Genomic DNA, 16,971 nt, shown 5'->3' with positions numbered 1-16,971 from the left:
TCGCGGGGGACCGTCCCGACCGGCCTCCACCGCCACGGGAACCCGACCCATGGGTCAAGGGAAGCCCGGCCGTGCGGTGGGGGCCGGTTTCACTTTCAGCGTTTGGGTTCAGCATCTGGGCTTGATCGCCAGTGGCAGCGTATCGAACAGGCTGGGTGGCTCGTTCTCCGGGCGGGCCTGTTCGATGGCGAGGATGCGGAACTTGGTATCGATGCCGCCTTGGGCGGAAAAGCCGCCGGTGCCGCCCCCTGACGCCAGCACGCGGTGGCAGGGGATCAGGATGGGGATGGGGTTGTGGCCCAGCGCCTGTCCCACCGCTCGCGCCGCGCCCTTGGGCGCCCCGATGCGGGCGGCGACCGTTCCATAGGTCAAGGTCTGTCCCCGCGGAATGGCGCGGGTGACGGCATAGACCTGCAAGGCGAAGGGATCGATCCCGGTGAGGTCCAGGGGGATGTCGGCGATGTCCACCGCCTCCCCGCCCATCAGGGCCCGGATGCGCGCCCGGGCCTGGGCGATGACGGGCGGGAGAGAATCCTCATCCGCGGCCGTGGCGCCGGGAAAGCGCCGCGCCAGACGGGCCGTGGCCTGCTCAGGCCCACCCTCCGGCAATTGGGCCCCCACGATCCCGTCCGCCCCCCACACCAGCGCGCAGGCGCCGATGGCGGTGTCGAACAGGATATGGGCATGCGCCGTCATCACTTCCCTCATCCCGCCAAAGGCCAAGCACTCTTATGGCCGCGACCGCGGCCGCCGGAGCTTTCCGGGAAGCGCAGCGGACTGAAACGCGAGGACAAGCCAAGCCGCCGGATGGCGGCGCCCGGCGATTGAGGGACCCGGAATCACTCCGCCGCAAGGCCTCGCGGCAGCTTGAAGGTGATGTTTTCCACCGCGGTCACGACTTCCTCGATCTGGACGTCGTAGCGCTCACGGCAGGCCTCGATGACCTCCTGCACCAGGATGTCCGGGGCCGACGCGCCGGCGGTGATGCCCAGCACCTTGACCTTGTCCATCATGGACCAGTCGATCTGGGTGGCCCGCTGCACCAGCATGGAATTGACGCAACCGTGCTTGGCCGCGACCTCCACCAGGCGCATGGAGTTGGAGCTGTTGGGCGCGCCCAGCACCAGGATGGCGTCCGCCTTCTCGGCGATGGCCTTCACCGCCGTCTGGCGGTTGGTGGTGGCGTAGCAGATGTCTTCCTTGCGCGGCCCGGCGATGGCGGGGAAACGGGCCTTCAGCGCCGCCACGATCTGCACCGTGTCGTCCACCGACAGCGTGGTCTGGGTGACGAAGGCCAGGTTCAGCGGGTCGTCCACCTGGACGGTGCGCACGTCCTCTTCCGACTCCACCAGCAGCACGGCACCTGGCGGCAGCTGCCCCATGGTGCCCACCACCTCGGGGTGGCCGGCATGGCCGATCAGGATGATCTGGCGGCCGTCGGCGAAATGGCGTTCCGCCTCGCGATGGACTTTGGACACCAGCGGGCAGGTGGCGTCGACATACATCAGCTTACGGTTTTCAGCCTCGGCCGGGATGGACTTGGGCACGCCATGGGCGGAGAAGACCACCGGGCGGCCATCCGGCACCTCGTCCAGTTCCTCCACGAAGATGGCGCCCTTGGCCTCCAGGCCCTGGACGACGTAGCGATTGTGCACGATCTCGTGCCGGACATAGACCGGCGCGCCGTACCGCTGCAACGCCACCTCCACGATCTGGATGGCGCGGTCCACACCGGCGCAGAAACCGCGCGGGGAGGCCAAGAGGATGTTGAGCGTCGGCTTGGTCATGGTGATCAGGTCTACTCGGGTTCCGGTAAGCCCCGGCTCGCGGGGCCGATCATGGCGGCGGATCATAAAACGGCGCGGCTGAGGATCGCCAGCGCCGATACGTTAAATCTCGTCGCCCATCAATATAAGGATGGCGCAGGCGATGTCTTGTGCCGGTATGGCTGCTTCTCTATTGTCGCGGGGCCCCGACGCCGGCCGGCGTCCAACTCCAGACGAGCCCCGCTTCAATGAACATCCACACGGACACTAATATAGGTTGGCCCCCCAGGAAAGGCACCCGCGGCCGCCTGGCCCTGCTTTTGGGGATGCCTCTCATGCTGTCGCTGGCGGCATGCGCCAACAAGAACGTCGGTTACCGTCCCGGCTGCCCCACCGTGGCCATCGTCCGCGACGCGTCGTCGGTGGGCGTGCCCGGTGCCAACGGCCAACTGAGCTATACCGCCGTGATGCCCAATATCGAGGGGCGCTGCGAGTACAGCGAAAAGGGCGTCACCATGACCGAGAATCTGCGCGTGGGCGCCAGCACCGGTCCCGCCTACACCGGCGGCCCGCTGCCGCTGACCTATTTCGTCGCGGTGACCGACGCTGATCGCAAGATCCTGACCAAGCAGACCTACAACGTCACCCTGGATGTCAGCAGCGGCAGCGGCGGTTCGGTGGAGCGGCTGACCCAGTTCATCCCGCTGAGCCCGGAAGTCGACGGCCGCTACTACGAGGTGCTGGTGGGCTTCCAGCTGACGCCGGAGCAGTTGGAGGCCAACATCCGCTTCAATTCCAAGCCGCCGGCCCCGCCGGTTCCGGCCGGGAAATAAGCAAAGGCACAGGGCGTACGGGTTCGACCGGCCGGGCAGGGGCGCCCAAGGCCGGGGACCCTCGGGGAAGGCGGGTCGCGGGGCAGCGGCCCGCCTTTACTTTTTGGGGTCCGTTGGATTAGGGTGCGTTCGCGAAGCTGATGACACCTCGCGGGAGAGACTGGTCCCGTCCGGGTCTGGCGCCGAAGGAGCAACCGCCCCCGGAAACTCTCAGGCAAAAGGACCGCGAGGAAGAGGCGCATCTGGAAAGCGGCCCGGCCTCATGGCAATGCCTGTCGCCACCCCCTGCGGGTGGCTTTCCGGCGTTGGAGGCCAAAGCCCACCGACGGAGTAAGCGGGTCCGACCTGATGACAGGGTCGTCCCCCGTGAATCTCTCAGGGTCCGGGACAGAGGGGGGCGAGCCCACACGGAATCCGTCCGTGTGGGATGAACTCGTCCGCCGGGAGTCCTTGGCACCAATGGTTACCGAAACCGATTCGCCCCTGCTCACCACGCCGCTGAATGCCCTACACCGCGAGCTGGGCGCCAAGATGGTGACCTTCGCCGGCTATGACATGCCCGTCCAGTATCCGCTGGGTGTGCTGAAGGAACACCTTCACACCCGGGAGCAGGCCGGCCTGTTCGACGTGTCGCACATGGGCCAGGTCGTCCTGCGCGGTGACGGTGTCGTCGAGGCGCTGGAAAAGCTGGTGCCGGGCGAGCTGAAGGCCCTGAAGGAAGGCCGCATCCGCTACAGCTTCTTCACCAACGATCAGGCCGGCATCCTGGACGATCTGATGATCGCCAACCGGGGTGACCACCTGTTCCTGGTGGTCAACGCCGCCTGCAAGGTGCAGGACATCGCGCACCTGACGGCCGGCCTGCCGGGTATCGAGGTCGAGTATCTGGGCGACGACCGGGGCCTGCTGGCCTTGCAGGGCCCCACCGCGGCGGCCGTGCTGGCCCGCTTCGTGCCCGAGGTCGCCACCATGCCCTTCATGTCCATGGTCAACGCCAGCCTGAAGGGCATTCCGGTGACCATCGCCCGGTCTGGCTACACCGGCGAGGACGGGTACGAGATCGGCATTGATGGCGCCCGCACCGAGGATGTGGCCCGCCTGCTGTTGGCGGAGCCCGAGGTGTCGGCCATCGGCCTGGGCGCCCGCGACAGCCTGCGCCTCGAGGCCGGGCTGTGCCTCTATGGCCATGACATCGACACCACCACCACCCCCGTGGAGGCCGGCCTGACCTGGGCCATCTCCAAGCGCCGGCGGGAGGAGGGGGGCTACCCCGGTGACGCCATCGTCCGCCGCCAACTGGCGGAGGGGGCCGCGCGCTACCGCGTCGGCATCCAGCCGGAGGGCCGGGCACCGGCGCGCGAACATACCGAAATCCAGGACGCCAGCGGCCAGACGGTGGGTGAGGTCACCTCCGGCGGCTTCGGCCCCAGCGCCAACGCCCCGGTCGCCATGGGCTATGTCACCGCCGCCAACGCCGCCGTGGGCACGCCGCTGTCGCTGATCGTGCGCGGCAAGGCCCTGCCGGCCAAGGTGGCCGCCCTGCCGTTCGTGCCGCAGCGCTACTACCGCGGCTGATCCCCATCGCGCGGCCCGGCCTGCGCCGGGCCCGCCTTGCCATTGAACGCCTTTCCCCCGAGGAGCAGAATCATGACCATCCGTTTCACCGAAGACCATGAGTGGATCAGCCTGGACGGCGACGTCGCCACCGTCGGCATCACCACCTTCGCCCAGAGCCAGCTGGGCGACGTGGTGTTCGTCGAGGTGCCCGAGGCCGGCCGCGCCTTGACCAAGGGCAAGGACGCCGCCGTGGTGGAATCGGTGAAGGCCGCCAGCGAAGTGTTCGCACCGGTGGACGGCACGGTGGTCGAGGGCAACCAGGCCGTGGTCGAAGACCCGTCCCTGGTCAACAGCGACCCGCAGGGCGCCGGCTGGTTCTTCAAGATGACCCTGGCCAGCCCCGCCCAGCTGGACGGCCTGATGGACCAGGCCGCCTACGACGCCTTCGTGGAAGGTCAGCACTGATGCGGTATCTGCCCCTGACCGAGGCCGACCGGCGGGAGATGCTGGCGGCCATCGGCGCCCCGTCGGTGGATGCGCTGTTCGGCGACGTGCCGGCGGCGGCCCGCCTGGACCAGCCCATCGCCGGCCTGCCCAACCACCAGGGCGAGCTGCAGGTGGAACGCGCCCTGTCGCGCCTGGCCGCCCGCAACGTGCCGGCGGGTAGCTGCCCCAGCTTCCTGGGCGCCGGCGCCTACCGCCACCATGTGCCGGCCTCGGTGGACCAGTTGCTGACGCGCGGTGAGTTCCTCACCAGCTACACGCCGTATCAGCCCGAGGTGACGCAGGGCACCCTGCAGTACCTGTTCGAATTCCAGACCCAGGTGGCGCTCATCACCGGCATGGATGTGGCCAACGCCTCCATGTACGACGGTGCCACGGCCTGCGCCGAGGCGGTGCTGATGGCCAACCGTGTCACGCGCCGCAACCGCGCCGTGCTGTCCGGTGGCCTGCACCCGCACTACCGCGACGTGACGGCCACCACCACCGGCGTTCTGGGTGTGGACCTGGTGACCCTGCCGGTCGATCCCAAGGGGACTGAGGACCTGGCGGCCGCCATCGACGACAAGACCTCCTGCGTCGTGGTGCAGAACCCCACCCTGTTCGGCCATGTCGGCGATCTGACCCCGCTGGCCGAGGCCTGCCACGCCAAGGGCGCCCTGCTGGTGGTGGTGGTGACCGAGGTGGTGAGCCTGGGCATGATGCCATCGCCCGGCTCCATGGGCGCCGACATCGTGGTGGCCGAGGGCCAGAGCATCGGCAACGGCCTGAACTTCGGCGGGCCCTACCTGGGCCTGTTCGCCACCCGCGACAAGTTCGTGCGCCAGCTGCCGGGCCGCCTGTGCGGCGAGACGGTGGACGCGGACGGCAAGCGCGGCTTCGTGCTGACCCTCTCCACCCGGGAGCAGCACATCCGGCGTGAGAAGGCCACCTCCAACATCTGCACCAACTCCGGCCTCTGCGCGCTGGCCTTCACCATGCACCTGTCGCTGCTGGGCGAGGTGGGTTTCACCGGCCTGGCGCGGCTGAACCATGCCAAGGCGGTGCAACTGGCGGACAAGCTGGCCGCGGCCGGCGTGACCGTGCTGAACCAGGGCTTCTTCAACGAGTTCACCGTCCAGGTGAAGGGCGACGCCGCCGCGCTGGTGGACAGGCTGGCGGCGGAACCCCTCTTGGCCGGCGTGCCCGTTTCCCGCCTGCACCCCGGCGAGAAGGACCTCGCCGACCTGTTGCTGGTGGCGGTGACCGAGACCACCACCGAAGACGACATGGACGCCCTCGTTCAGGCCCTGGGAGGGACGAAGTGATGAACACCCAAGGACGCAAGACCACGCCGGACGTGGAATCCGCCGCCGGCAGCGATGTGGCCACCTACACCGGGAATCGGGCGCTGGTGCATGAAGAGCCGTTGATCTTCGAACTGGACAACCCCGGCGTCACCGGCGTGGACCTGGAGGCGGCCCCGGCCGTCGCCAGCCGCCTGGGCGGCCTGAAGGCCCGCGAGGGCATCGGCCTGCCCGGCCTGTCGGAGCCGACGGTGGTGCGCCACTACACGCGCCTCAGCCAGAAGAACCTGGGCATCGACAGCACGATGTACCCGCTGGGCTCGTGCACCATGAAGCACAATCCCCGCCTGAACGAGAAGCTGGCGCGTCTGCCGGGCTTCGGCGACATCCACCCGATGCAGCCGCAGTCCACCGTCCAGGGCGCCTTGGAGCTGATTGACCAGTTGGCCCACTGGCTGAAGACCCTGACCGGCATGCCGGCCGTGGCCATGTCGCCGGCCGCCGGTGCCCATGGCGAGCTGTGCGGCCTGATGGCCATCCGCGCCGCGTTGCAGGCCCGGGGCGAGACCAGCCGTACTCGCGTGCTGGTGCCGGAGTCGGCGCACGGCACCAACCCGGCCACGGCGGCCTTCTGCGGCTTCACCGTGGACGCCATCCCGGCCGAGGCCAACGGCCGCGTCAGTGTCGAGGCGGTGAAGGCCAAGCTAGGCCCCGACGTCGCCTGCATCATGCTGACCAACCCCAACACCTGCGGCCTGTTCGAGCCCCAGGTGAAGGAGATCGCGGACGCGGTGCATGCCGCCGGCGGCTATTTCTACTGCGACGGCGCCAACTACAACGCCATCGTCGGCCGGGTGCGCCCGGCGGACCTGGGCGTGGACGCCATGCACATCAACCTGCACAAGACCTTCTCCACTCCGCATGGTGGTGGTGGCCCGGGTTCCGGCCCGGTGGTCCTGTCGGACGCGCTGGCCCCCTACGCGCCGCTGCCCTTCGTGGTGCATGGCAAGGACGGCCTGCGCCTGGTGGAGCATGCGGGCGAGGTAGAGGGGGCGGCCAAGCCCTTCGGTCGCATGAAGGCCTTCCACGGCCAGATGGGCATGTTCGTCCGCGCCCTGGCCTATATCATGAGCCACGGTGCCGACGGCCTGCGCCAGGCTTCCAGCGACGCCGTGCTGAACGCCAACTACCTGAAGGCGCGGTTGCAGGACCTGATGAGCGTGCCGTTCGACGGCTACTGCATGCATGAGGCCCTGTTCGATGACCGCTTCCTGAAGGACACGGGCATCACCACCCTCGACTTCGCCAAGGCGATGATCGACGAAGGCTTCCATCCCATGACCATGTACTTCCCCCTGGTCGTGCACGGCGCCTTCCTGATCGAGCCGACGGAAACCGAGTCCAAGGCCACGTTGGACCAGTTCGTCGGCGCCATGCGGCACCTGGTGGGTAAGGCCAAGGCGGGTGACGCCGCCCACTTCCTGGCGGCCCCCCGCTACACCCCCCGCCGCCGCCTGGACGAGACCGCGGCGGCGCGCAAGCCAGTCCTGCGCTGGACGCCGCCGGCGGCGTAATGATGGGTTCGGGCCACCACCGTGGCCCGGCGGCATGATTGGGAAAAAGGGCGGAATCCTTGGGTTCCGCCCTTTCTCTTTTGGCACGCCCCCTGCTTTTGCGGGCTCTCCGTTGCTTTGCCCGAATGGGTTGCAGCGCACACAAATCGGCATTGCCCCGCGGGGGCCTAGCTTCCATCGCAATTTCGGCCAAATCTGCCGTCATCATTCACCACGCGGCCGATCCGACGCCGCGACCTTCCGCCGGGACCATTCCCCATGTTGACCGTTGCCAGCTTGCCCAGGGTTGAGATCGCCCGCCTGCGCCGCCCGGCGCTGCAGGCGTCCGGCTGGCTGGTCATGGGCCTGGGTGTGCTGTCCCTGCCCATTCCCGGCCCTGTCTCCACGCCGCTGCTGGCGGTGGGCGGGCTGATGGTGTTGCGCAGTTCCGTTTCGGCCCGTCGGCATTATGTTCGGGCGCGTGACCACGCCCCGCGCTTGGTTCGCCCCCTGTTCGGCCGCTTTGACGCCTGGCGCCATCGCCACCGTGCCGCCCAGGGTGCGGCCCAGGGGGCGCCGGTTCATGCCAAGGTTCTGGCCGCGGCCAACGACGTCGCCGCCAACGACAGCGCCCGCGCCCTGGCGTTCCAGACGCCCGCCGGCAACGCCTGAGCCATTCCCCTCTTTTCCTCTCTTGTCTTTTTGGCTGGGCCGGAGCGTGATTTTCGCTTCGGCCCTTTGCTTTTCAGCACCTTGACCATTGCCTGTTTGCCCAGGACCATAGGCGCCGCCGCGCGGGGCTGAAAAGGTTGGGGAGAAACTGGGTGCGATCGGGCAACGCCATCCTGTCGGGATACGGAACCACCATCTTCGAGGCCATGTCGCGGCTGGCGGCCACGCACAACGCCATCAACCTGGGACAGGGATTCCCGGATGATCGGGGGGCGGAGGATGTGCTGCAGGTTGCCGCCCGCGCCCTGCTGGAGGGCAATAACCAATACCCGCCCATGATGGGTCTGCCGGTCTTGCGCCAAGCCGTGGCGACCCACGCGGCGCGCTTCTACGGGTTGGAGGTGGATTGGGAGCGGGAGGTGATGGTGACCTCCGGCGCGACCGAGGCGCTGGCCGCCTGCCTGTTCGGCCTGATCGAACCGGGCGACGAGGTGGTGCTGTTCCAGCCGCTCTACGACAGCTACGTCCCCATCATTCGCCGGGCCGGTGGCATTCCCCGTTTCGTGCGGCTGCAACCGCCGGGCTGGACCGTGGACCCGGCCGACCTGGCTGCCGCCTTCAGCCCGCGCACCAAGCTGGTGGTGCTGAACAACCCCTTGAACCCGGCGGCCAAGGTCTGGTCGGCCGACGAGTTGCAGTTGCTGGCCGATCAGGTCATCGCCCACGACTGCCTGGCGGTGTGCGACGAGGTCTATGAGCATCTGGTGTTCGACGGTCGCCGCCACCTTCCCCTGATGGCGCTGCCCGGCATGCGGGAGCGGACTCTACGCATCGGCTCCGCGGGCAAGACCTTCTCCCTGACGGGATGGAAGGTGGGCTATGTCACGGCGGCGCCGGGCCTGCTGCAGCCGGTGTCCAAGGCGCACCAGTACCTGACTTTCACCACCCCGCCCAACCTTCAGGCGGCCGTGGCCTATGGCCTGGCCAAGGATGACGCCTATTTCGGCCTGTTGGCGGCGGCGCTGGAGGCCAAGCGCGACCGGCTGTCGGCGGGCCTGGCCTCCTCCGGCCTGCCCGTGCTGCCGTCGCAGGGGACCTATTTCGTCGTCGCCGATATCAGCGGCGTTGGCGGACGGCGCGCCACCGAGGATGACGCCGCCTTTTGCCGTCGCCTGACCACCGATGCCGGCGTGGCCGCCATTCCGGTCAGCGCCTTCTATGAGCAGGACGCGCCCACCCACCTCATCCGCTTCTGCTTCAGCAAGCAGGACGCCATCCTGGACAGTGCCGTCATCCGCCTGAAGGAGTTCTTTGGCCGGTGAGTCTCTGCGCCAGCGCCACCAGTCGCCGTGGCGCCTGGTGGCCATTAGCCGTCGCCGCCTCGACCGTCCGCCAAAGGTCGAGGATATCGGACGCGGCCTGCGCGGGGATGGGGGCGGCGTCCAGGGCAAGAAGGGCGGCGGTCTGCTGGGCAACGTCGCCATGAGCGTAGAGCAGGAAGTTCACGACCGCGCTGAACCATCCCGCCATGAGGGGCCCAAGGTCGGGCAGGCGGGGATGCGACGTCACCTCCGCTGCCAGCTTCAGGCCTTCCGAGGCCTGCCCTGTCGTCGTCAGCATATGGGCGAAGGCCAGGGTGGCATACACGTCGCTCTTGGAGCGGGTCCGCGCCAGTCGGAACCAGGTTTCCGCCGTGACCGCGTCGCCGTTGCGCCACGCCATCGTGGCGTAGATGCCTTGGTAAATGGCTTGGGTCAGGGGATGAGCGGCTTCGCCTTCCGCCGCGATGCGCGCCAACCGCAGGGCCTCGGTTCGGATTCCCCGTTCATGCCAGAGGAAGGCGGCGTAATGATGCGCGGCCAACAGATTGTCGCCCATGGCCACGGCACGGCGATAAATCTCCTCCCGCCCCTCCAGGTCAACCATGCCGGCGGCTTGGGCGAAGCTGGCGTAGTGGGCCAGGATGGTGGCGGTCGGCGTGCGCAGCAGCCGGCGAAAAATGGCGCGCGCCTCAACTCCACCGTCAGGGCGGTTTAGTAGGAATAGGGCGAAGTTCGCTTCCAATTCCGCCACGCCCGGCGGCTTCCGCGCGATCAGGGCGCGATAAGCCGACTCCACCGCCGCGTCATCGCCCCGGGCCTGGGCTTCGGCCGTCACGCGCGCCAAATCCCAGCCCCAGTCATAGGGCAATTCTGGCGTATTGGCGGCGATAGGGCGCAGCAGGGCCACCAGCCGGCGCCAACTGGTGAACCCGTAGTCGCGGGCCACATCGCGTTGCGCCTCGGCCAGCAAGGCTCCGGGTGCCGATTGGCGCAAATCCTTGAGGCGTCGCTTCGCCTCTTTGCGCAGATGGTCGAGATTGGGATGGGCGGGCAGCGCCCGCAGGGGGCTCTGCCGGGTGTCGCCGGGCGACGACCTATCGGTCATGACGGCCTTCCTTCCATGGGCCCGGAGTCCGCGATGATCGGGCAGGAAGTCAGGGATGGGAGGACGCTATCGACTGGGCTGAGCCCTTCACGCGGACCGTGGGCCTATCGACAGGCCCAGGATTCACGTTAGCAGTCCCTGTCAAGGAGGTCCACGGCGGGCTGGCTGATAGCGCTACCAGCTGCGGCGCAAAAAAATCAGCCGATGACCTGCAGGCCCCGGCGCTTGCGGTCGAAGGCGCAGCCGACCAGCAGGCGGGCCACCTTGCCGTCCAGGCCACCCAGGGGCAGCACCACCAGTTCGACGGCGGGAATGTTCATGGAAGGCGCGGCCGGCAGGCTGCGGGCCTGGGGCTGGCAGTTATCAGCGGCCCGGCGCAGCATTTGCGCGAAGGGCACGGTGTTGGGGGAGGGGGGCAGGTCCTCCAGCTGCAGGCCGGTGGATTCCCGACGCAGCCATAAAACATAGTCCGTTCCCACCCACTTCAGGGTGAAGGCCATCTGGTTGGGCGCCACGTCCACCAGCATCACGCCGCCGGGCGACATTGGAAGATCCACCACATCCACTTCGGACGTTTCGGGAAAGGCGCGATCACCGCGCATGATTTCCCAATAGTCGTGCAGGAGGCGCAAGTTGTTGCTTTGAATCTGCAAAGGGAATCGGGCGACCGTTGTCGCATTCCACATGGCTGGGCCAGTCATTTTTCGTCCCTATCCTTATATTCCACAGAGGCGCCACATATCGGCGTGGCCTTCTTCCTGTAAGGCCTGGATGGGGCGCAAAAAACGGCAACAACCCGTCCTCATCCCGGCGTGGAATGTGCGACGGCTGTTTTGGATCAGGCAAGTGAACCAGAGTGCCAGGTCCGTGGCGTTTCACAGAAGCCTGGTGGTAACCCCGGTGGGTTACTTTAAAACCACCTAGTAAAAAAACTGCCGGTAAGTCGATGACTTACCGGCGAGTTGAACAGGGAGGCTTCACGTCTGGGAGACGTTGGGCCCGAAGGCCCACTCCAGGACGGGCATCCTGGAGGAAACATCGGATGCTGCGTCGCAACATCCGATGACCAGATATTTAATCTTTTGATGCCCCGTTTAAAGGGGTGATTAGCCGTCTCAGCTATGCGGTAGGCGCATGCGTCGCGGGGAAAGTTTCCGCGACCTTCTTGACCAGGAAGTCGCGGAAGACCGCGATGCGCTTGGAGTGGCGCAGTTCCTCGGCATAAACGAAGTAGGCGTCGATGCGCGGCCCGGTCACGTCCGGCAGGATGCGCACGAGGTCAGGGTTGCTTTCGGAGATGATGTAGTCGGGGATGGCCGCGATGCCCAGACCGCTCTCCACCGCCTTGTACAGGGCGTACAGGCTGTTGACGCGGAAGATGGTGTCACGCTCGCCACCGGGCGGGTCGCCCAGCGCCAGGAGCCAGTTGATGTTGGGCACCGGCGCCTTGGCGTCGGACGGATAGGCGATGAGGTCGTGCTTCTGCAGTTCCTCAACCGTTTCCGGCGTGCCGCGCTTTTCCAGATAGGTGCGGTGACCATAGAGGTGCGTACGCACCGTCATCAGGTGGCGCTGGATCAGGTCGGGCTGGCGCGGCGGCACCATGCGGATGGCGATGTCCGCCTCACGCATGGACAGGTCCAGCTCGTTATCGTCCAGCAGCAGGGTCAGCTGCACGTCCGGATAGATCGACAGGAATTCCCGGATGCGGGGCGTCAGCCACGTGGAGCCAAAGGCGACCGTGGTGGTCACCTTCAACGGGCCCTTGGGATGTTCCTTGCTTTCCGAGAGCATCGCCTCTGTCATCGACAGCTTGGCGAACACCTCGCGGGCGGTGCGGTACAGCAGCTCACCCTGTTCTGTGAGGATCAGGCCGCGGGCATGGCGATGAAACAGCGGCACATGGAGGCTTTCCTCCAGCGCGCTGATCTGCCGGCTGACGGCCGATTGGCTGAGGTTCAGGGTCTCGCCAGCATGCGTGAAGCTGCCGGCCTCCGCCACCGCGTGGAAAACGCGAAGCTTGTCCCAGTCCATTCCCGGTCCTTATGCGTCAAAGACGTTGCGGCCCCGCAGGGCGGGACCGTCGGAAATGACGGCCTCAAGCGGGCCGCCATGCAAAGAATATATACCCAGCTTGTCCGGGACGCTACCGATTGTGGGTGTCCACACGGTTAGGCCATAGACTGATAAGGCATTTTAGCCCCATAGCGTGCCGTTTTGGCAACGCCCAACCGTTCATCCCCTGAACGGATACCATACACCGGTACAAAGAAGGCCGCCGCCATACCAGGGCGCGGCGCCCTTCCCCCTGACTCGGAAGCCTGGGTGGCGGTCAGTGGCCGCCGAGGAAGCGCTCGGCTTCCAGCGCGGCCATGCAGCCCATGCCCGCGGCGGTGACCGCCTGGCGGAAGACCTTGTCCTTCACGTCACCGGCGGCGAACACGCCCGGCACGTTGGTGCGGGTGCTGTCCGGGGCGGTGACGACATAGCCTTCGTCGTCCATCTCCACATGCCCCTTGAAGATGGCGGTGGCCGGGTCGTGGCCGATGGCGACGAACACGCCGTCCAGCGCCAGCTCCCGCCCTTCGCCGGTGACGGTGTTGGTCAGGGCCAGGCCGGTGACCTGCTTGGGGTTGTTGATGTCGAAGCCGCCGTCGGCGGCCCCGCCCTTGCCCAGCACCCGCTCGACCTTGTGGTTCCACAGCACCTCGATCTTCGGGTTGGCGAAGACGCGGTCGTGCAGGATCTTCTCGCCGCGGAAGCTGTCACGGCGATGGATCAGGGTGACCTTGGCGGCGTGGTGGGTCAGGTAAAGCGCCTCTTCCAGCGCGGTGTTGCCGCCGCCGATGACCGCGACCTCCTTGCCCCGGAAGAAGAAGCCGTCACAGGTGGCGCAGGCCGACACGCCGGCGCCCTGGAACTCCTGCTCGCCGGGCACGCTCAGCCAGCGCGCCTGGGCGCCGGTGGCGATGATGACGGTGTCGGCCACGAACTCGTCGCCGCTGTCGGCCTTGCAGACGAAGGGGCGCTGGCTGAAGTCGACGGAGGTGATGACGTCGTACACCAGGGTGGTGCCCACATGCTCCGCCTGCTGACGCATCTGTTCCATCAGGTCGGGACCCTGAACCGCCTGGGCGAAGCCCGGGTAGTTCTCCACCTCCGTGGTGATCATCAGCTGGCCGCCCGGCTGCATGCCCTGAACCAGGATGGGCTGGAGGTTGGCGCGGGCGGCGTAGATGCCGGCGGTGTAACCGGCGGGGCCGCCGCCGATGATCAGGACCTTGGTGCGATGGGTGGTCATGGAAACTGTTCCTGGCCGGGGAGGGGACCCCCTTCATTGGGGGCCGGGCCCTCGCCGCCCTCTAGATATGGTGGGACAGGCGCGGAAGTTCACGTCGAGGCGGACGATAGCGGCAAGCGGCCCGACGCTCAACGGCAGACGTCACAGAGAGGGCCGCGCAGCCTTGCTTCCGCATCGGGGCGGCTGGGCTTGGACGTGCGGCCATTCCCCCATGGCGGCGGGCGCCATCATGCACTACATCAGGGGGATGGGTTTTGTGGACGAACTGTGGGATGCGGCGGTGATGGGCGGTTTCAGGAAATGGATGGCGGCTTTCTTGGCGCTGGCCGGCCTGGCGGGCGGTCCGGCGCTGGCCGCCCCGGTCAAGACCGAGCATACCCTCAGCCAACTGGTGGCCGAGGGGCCCGCCGTTCCCGGCCAGCCGCTGTGGGTGGCGATGGACCAGACGTTGCAGGACGGCTGGCACACCTATTGGATCAATCCCGGCGACTCGGGCCTGCCTACGGAGGTCACTTGGACCCTGCCGGCGGGCTGGTCGGCGGGGCCACTGACCTTCCCGGCCCCGCATCGCTTCACCACCGGGCCGCTGGTCAACTACGGCTATGAGAAGGCCACGCGCATCCTGGCGCGCCTGGATGTGCCGGCCGATGCCAAGCCCGGCGAAACCGTCACCCTGACCGCCGCCGCCAACTGGCTGATCTGTGCCGATGTCTGCGTGCCCGAGGACGCTACCCTGACCCTGGACGTGCCGGTCGCCGCCAGTGGCACCGCCGACCCGGCCGTGGCGTCCCTGTTCGCGGAGGCGCGGGCGGCCCTGCCGGTGCCCAGCCCCTATGCCGCCAGCGTCAGCAGCACCAAGACCGCCGTCACCCTGCGCCTGGCCGCCCCAGGCCTGACCGAGGCCCAGGTCAAGGACGCCTACTTCTTCGCCGAGAATCCCGATTTGGTCGAGGCCGGCGCGCCGCAGCCGCTATCCGTCACCAAGGATGGCCTGACGCTGACCCTGAAGCCCACGGGCCGCGCCAAGCCCGGCCCGGTGAACGGCATCCTGGAGGTGACGGAACTGGTGAACGGCCAGCCCACCACCCAGGCGCTGGCCATCGCCCTTCCCGCCGAGGGCGCAGCGGCGACGCCGGCGGGTGGGACAGCGGCCCCGGCCACCTCTGCCGACGGTGCCGCCCTGCCCCTGTGGCAGGCGGTGCTGTTCGCGTGCCTGGGCGGCATGGTCCTGAACCTGATGCCCTGTGTCTTCCCCGTGCTGTCGATGAAGGCCATGGCCCTGGTGCGTCACCAGGGCGCCCACGCCCGCCTGCACGGCCTGGTCTATACCGCCGGCGTCCTGGCCTGCTTCGCCGCCATCGCCATCGTGCTGATGGCCCTGCGCGCCGGGGGGCAGGAGATCGGCTGGGGCTTCCAGCTGCAGTCGCCCCTGGTGGTGGCCGTCTTGGCCTACGTCATGTTGCTGCTGGGCCTCAGCATGTCCGGCGTCTTCACCGTGGGCGACCAGTTCATGGGCGCCGGCCAGGGGCTGACCCAGGGTGACGGCTATGCCGCTTCCTTCTTCACCGGCGTGCTGGCCTCCGTCGTCGCCACGCCGTGCACGGCGCCCTTCATGGGGGCGGCCGTGGGCTATGCCCTGGTCCAGCCCTGGTATGTGGCGCTGGCCGTCTTCCTGGCCCTGGGTTTCGGCATGGCCTTGCCCTTCCTGGCGCTGGCCTGCAGCCCCTGGCTGCTGCGCCACCTGCCCAAGCCCGGCGCGTGGATGGAGCGGCTGAAGCAGGTGCTGGCCTTCCCCCTCTATGGTTCCGCCGCCTGGCTGGTCTGGGTGTTCGCGGTGCAGGTTGGGGCGCCGGGCATGACCGGCATCCTGGTCGGCCTGGTGTTGGTGGGCTTCGCCGCCTGGCTCTATGGCGTCACCCATTACAGCGAGGGCTGGGCCCGGCGCGGCGGTGCCGTGGCGGCCCTGCTGGCCTTGGGCCTGGCGGTCGCGGCGGTGGTGCCCCAGGCCGGTGGCGGCGTCGCGTCCGCCGCGTCCGCCGGCGGCCCCTCGGGCAAGGCCGTGGCCATGACGGACGGGTTCGAGGCCTTCTCCCCCGCCACCCTGGACAAGCTGCGGGCCGATGGCCGCCCGGTGCTGGTGGACTTCACCGCCGCCTGGTGCATCACCTGCCTGGTGAATGAGCGCGTCGCCCTGTCCAGCGACACGGTGCACGCCGCGTTCAAGGCCCACAACGTGGCCCTGCTCAAGGGCGACTGGACCAACCGGGATGCCGAGATCACCCGCGTGCTGCAGGCGCACGGCCGCAGCGGCGTACCCCTCTACCTGTTCTACCGCCCCGGCCAGGCGGAGGCCGACGTGTGGCCGCAGATCCTGACCGAGGCCCAGGTGCTGGAGGCGGTGGGCAGCCTGCCCAAGCAAAGCGCCAGCGCCCAGTAACATCCCGGTGCGTCAATGGGAAAAGGGCCGACGGAGCGATCCGCCGGCCCTTTTCCTTACTGGGGGCTCCCCGTCACATCCGGCGCTGCCACCGCCGCGGGCTGCGACTGGTGTGGAAAAAGGCGATCACCTGCACGGTATCACCCGCGAGCCGGTAGACGACAAGGTATGGAAAGTCCCGGAGCCGGGCACGGCGGGTGTCCGCAATCGCTGCCGGGAAGCGCAAAGGACCGGCGGCGATCCGTTTGCGCGTATCGGTAAAGGCTGCACGAAGGCGTTTATCGAGACCGGGCGCCTGCTGCCGATACCATTCAATCGCTTCGATGTATTCAGCCTGCGCCTGAGGTGTGAGGATCACCCGCATTACGGAAAGCGGCGGTCAAGCTCCGCCTCCAAGGCGTCAGCATCGATGCCGTGACGGATATCGTCATCCAGCGTATCAAGCCGTCGCTTGATTTCGGCGTTTTGCGCTTCGGTCAGGGGAATCGCGTCGGCCTCAATGCTTTCCCAAATCTCGCCAATAAGGGAGAGCTTCTCGGCGGGCGTCATGTGGCTATAGTCGATCGTGGCCATGTCCAAATGCTCCCAGCGGTGGGCAGAAGCGGAGTGGATGCAGGCATTAGACACCCAAGCTGAAA

The 16,971-nt window shown here is 67.7% G+C and carries 16 protein-coding genes and 1 riboswitch; of the genes, 8 read left to right on the top strand and 8 right to left on the bottom strand.

The window, feature by feature from the left end:
- Nucleotides 1-108 precede the first annotated feature (108 nt).
- Entirely contained in the window at nt 109-696 is a 588-nt protein-coding gene (locus FBZ90_RS28255; RefSeq protein ID WP_145729715.1) for a methylated-DNA--[protein]-cysteine S-methyltransferase, read from the bottom strand.
- Between the two features lie 143 nt (nt 697-839).
- Nucleotides 840-1,787 carry a 4-hydroxy-3-methylbut-2-enyl diphosphate reductase gene (gene ispH / locus FBZ90_RS03895; protein WP_145729714.1) on the bottom strand — a complete coding sequence of 316 codons (948 nt, stop codon included), beginning with the start codon at nt 1,785-1,787 and terminating at the stop codon, nt 840-842.
- Between the two features lie 314 nt (nt 1,788-2,101).
- On the opposite strand from ispH, the gene FBZ90_RS03890 reads away from it, so the two are divergent.
- The 7 genes from FBZ90_RS03890 to FBZ90_RS03860 all read left to right on the top strand — a co-directional run bounded on the left by FBZ90_RS03890 (nt 2,102) and on the right by FBZ90_RS03860 (nt 9,490).
- A complete protein-coding gene (locus tag FBZ90_RS03890) occupies nt 2,102-2,599 on the top strand; it encodes a hypothetical protein (protein WP_145729713.1) in 498 nt (165 codons plus the stop codon).
- A gap of 141 nt (nt 2,600-2,740) precedes the next feature.
- Nucleotides 2,741-2,835: riboswitch (glycine riboswitch) on the top strand.
- Between the two features lie 223 nt (nt 2,836-3,058).
- The gene (gene gcvT, locus FBZ90_RS03885; protein ID WP_145729712.1) at nt 3,059-4,174 is read left to right on the top strand and encodes a glycine cleavage system aminomethyltransferase GcvT; all 1,116 of its coding nucleotides are present in this window, start codon (nt 3,059-3,061) and stop codon (nt 4,172-4,174) included.
- Nucleotides 4,175-4,246: 72 nt separating this feature from the next.
- Nucleotides 4,247-4,621, top strand: coding sequence for a glycine cleavage system protein GcvH (gcvH, locus tag FBZ90_RS03880; protein ID WP_145729711.1), 375 nt, complete (start codon nt 4,247-4,249; stop codon nt 4,619-4,621).
- Nucleotides 4,621-5,964, top strand: a complete 1,344-nt coding sequence (gene gcvPA / locus FBZ90_RS03875; protein ID WP_145729710.1) for an aminomethyl-transferring glycine dehydrogenase subunit GcvPA — start codon at nt 4,621-4,623, stop codon at nt 5,962-5,964. The genes gcvH and gcvPA overlap by 1 nt, the downstream gene beginning before the upstream one ends.
- On the top strand, nt 5,964-7,517 hold the full coding sequence (gcvPB, locus tag FBZ90_RS03870; RefSeq protein ID WP_145729709.1) for an aminomethyl-transferring glycine dehydrogenase subunit GcvPB: 1,554 nt from the start codon (nt 5,964-5,966) through the stop codon (nt 7,515-7,517). Before gcvPA ends, gcvPB begins: the two co-directional genes overlap by 1 nt.
- Nucleotides 7,518-7,775: 258 nt before the next feature.
- Nucleotides 7,776-8,168 carry a hypothetical protein gene (locus FBZ90_RS03865; protein ID WP_145729708.1) on the top strand — a complete coding sequence of 131 codons (393 nt, stop codon included), beginning with the start codon at nt 7,776-7,778 and terminating at the stop codon, nt 8,166-8,168.
- Nucleotides 8,169-8,320: 152 nt separating this feature from the next.
- Nucleotides 8,321-9,490 carry an aminotransferase gene (locus tag FBZ90_RS03860; RefSeq protein ID WP_145729707.1) on the top strand — a complete coding sequence of 390 codons (1,170 nt, stop codon included), beginning with the start codon at nt 8,321-8,323 and terminating at the stop codon, nt 9,488-9,490.
- Here the strand turns inward: FBZ90_RS03860 and FBZ90_RS03855 are convergent.
- The 4 genes from FBZ90_RS03855 to trxB form a co-directional block, all read right to left on the bottom strand.
- Nucleotides 9,459-10,595 carry a tetratricopeptide repeat protein gene (locus FBZ90_RS03855; RefSeq protein ID WP_145729706.1) on the bottom strand — a complete coding sequence of 379 codons (1,137 nt, stop codon included), beginning with the start codon at nt 10,593-10,595 and terminating at the stop codon, nt 9,459-9,461. The two genes, FBZ90_RS03860 and FBZ90_RS03855, sit on opposite strands and share 32 nt — an antisense overlap.
- Before the next feature lie 197 nt (nt 10,596-10,792).
- The gene (locus FBZ90_RS03850; RefSeq protein WP_145729705.1) at nt 10,793-11,197 is read right to left on the bottom strand and encodes a PAS domain-containing protein; all 405 of its coding nucleotides are present in this window, start codon (nt 11,195-11,197) and stop codon (nt 10,793-10,795) included.
- Between the two features lie 517 nt (nt 11,198-11,714).
- Complete coding sequence (locus FBZ90_RS03845) at nt 11,715-12,629, bottom strand: LysR family transcriptional regulator (protein ID WP_145617095.1); 915 nt, start codon at nt 12,627-12,629, stop codon at nt 11,715-11,717.
- A gap of 298 nt (nt 12,630-12,927) precedes the next feature.
- Nucleotides 12,928-13,896: a thioredoxin-disulfide reductase gene (gene trxB, locus FBZ90_RS03840; protein ID WP_145729704.1), complete on the bottom strand. Its 969-nt coding sequence runs from the start codon at nt 13,894-13,896 to the stop codon at nt 12,928-12,930.
- Between the two features lie 304 nt (nt 13,897-14,200).
- Between trxB and FBZ90_RS03835 the strand changes: the two genes are divergently transcribed.
- A complete protein-coding gene (locus tag FBZ90_RS03835) occupies nt 14,201-16,333 on the top strand; it encodes a protein-disulfide reductase DsbD family protein (RefSeq protein ID WP_145729703.1) in 2,133 nt (710 codons plus the stop codon).
- Nucleotides 16,334-16,406: 73 nt separating this feature from the next.
- Here FBZ90_RS03835 and FBZ90_RS03830 read toward each other — a convergent pair whose 3' ends face one another.
- Together FBZ90_RS03830 and FBZ90_RS03825 are read right to left on the bottom strand one after the other, a co-directional pair.
- Entirely contained in the window at nt 16,407-16,697 is a 291-nt protein-coding gene (locus tag FBZ90_RS03830; protein ID WP_145729702.1) for a type II toxin-antitoxin system RelE/ParE family toxin, read from the bottom strand.
- Nucleotides 16,697-16,906 (bottom strand): addiction module protein, encoded by a 210-nt coding sequence (locus FBZ90_RS03825; RefSeq protein ID WP_145729701.1) that lies wholly within the window; start codon nt 16,904-16,906, stop codon nt 16,697-16,699. Before FBZ90_RS03825 ends, FBZ90_RS03830 begins: the two co-directional genes overlap by 1 nt.
- Nucleotides 16,907-16,971: the final 65 nt, after the last annotated feature.

It is taken from the genome of Nitrospirillum pindoramense, assembly GCF_007827955.1.
Lineage (GTDB): Bacteria > Pseudomonadota > Alphaproteobacteria > Azospirillales > Azospirillaceae > Nitrospirillum > Nitrospirillum amazonense_B.
Note: the sequence above shows the minus strand (reverse complement) of the source record. Positions and strands in the feature narration are given on the sequence as shown.

Excerpts from the sequence above, each read along its gene's own strand:
- FBZ90_RS28255 (WP_145729715.1), bottom strand. The coding sequence starts at position 696 with ATGACGGCGCATGCCCATATCCTGTTCGACACCGCCATCGGCGCCTGC.
- ispH (WP_145729714.1), bottom strand. The coding sequence starts at position 1,787 with ATGACCAAGCCGACGCTCAACATCCTCTTGGCCTCCCCGCGCGGTTTC.
- FBZ90_RS03890 (WP_145729713.1), top strand. The coding sequence starts at position 2,102 with ATGCTGTCGCTGGCGGCATGCGCCAACAAGAACGTCGGTTACCGTCCC.
- gcvT (WP_145729712.1), top strand. The coding sequence starts at position 3,059 with ATGGTTACCGAAACCGATTCGCCCCTGCTCACCACGCCGCTGAATGCC.
- gcvH (WP_145729711.1), top strand. The coding sequence starts at position 4,247 with ATGACCATCCGTTTCACCGAAGACCATGAGTGGATCAGCCTGGACGGC.
- gcvPA (WP_145729710.1), top strand. The coding sequence starts at position 4,621 with ATGCGGTATCTGCCCCTGACCGAGGCCGACCGGCGGGAGATGCTGGCG.
- gcvPB (WP_145729709.1), top strand. The coding sequence starts at position 5,964 with ATGAACACCCAAGGACGCAAGACCACGCCGGACGTGGAATCCGCCGCC.
- FBZ90_RS03865 (WP_145729708.1), top strand. The coding sequence starts at position 7,776 with ATGTTGACCGTTGCCAGCTTGCCCAGGGTTGAGATCGCCCGCCTGCGC.
- FBZ90_RS03855 (WP_145729706.1), bottom strand. The coding sequence starts at position 10,595 with ATGACCGATAGGTCGTCGCCCGGCGACACCCGGCAGAGCCCCCTGCGG.
- FBZ90_RS03850 (WP_145729705.1), bottom strand. The coding sequence starts at position 11,197 with ATGCGCGGTGATCGCGCCTTTCCCGAAACGTCCGAAGTGGATGTGGTG.
- FBZ90_RS03845 (WP_145617095.1), bottom strand. The coding sequence starts at position 12,629 with ATGGACTGGGACAAGCTTCGCGTTTTCCACGCGGTGGCGGAGGCCGGC.
- trxB (WP_145729704.1), bottom strand. The coding sequence starts at position 13,896 with ATGACCACCCATCGCACCAAGGTCCTGATCATCGGCGGCGGCCCCGCC.
- FBZ90_RS03835 (WP_145729703.1), top strand. The coding sequence starts at position 14,201 with ATGGCGGCTTTCTTGGCGCTGGCCGGCCTGGCGGGCGGTCCGGCGCTG.
- FBZ90_RS03830 (WP_145729702.1), bottom strand. The coding sequence starts at position 16,697 with ATGCGGGTGATCCTCACACCTCAGGCGCAGGCTGAATACATCGAAGCG.
- FBZ90_RS03825 (WP_145729701.1), bottom strand. The coding sequence starts at position 16,906 with ATGGCCACGATCGACTATAGCCACATGACGCCCGCCGAGAAGCTCTCC.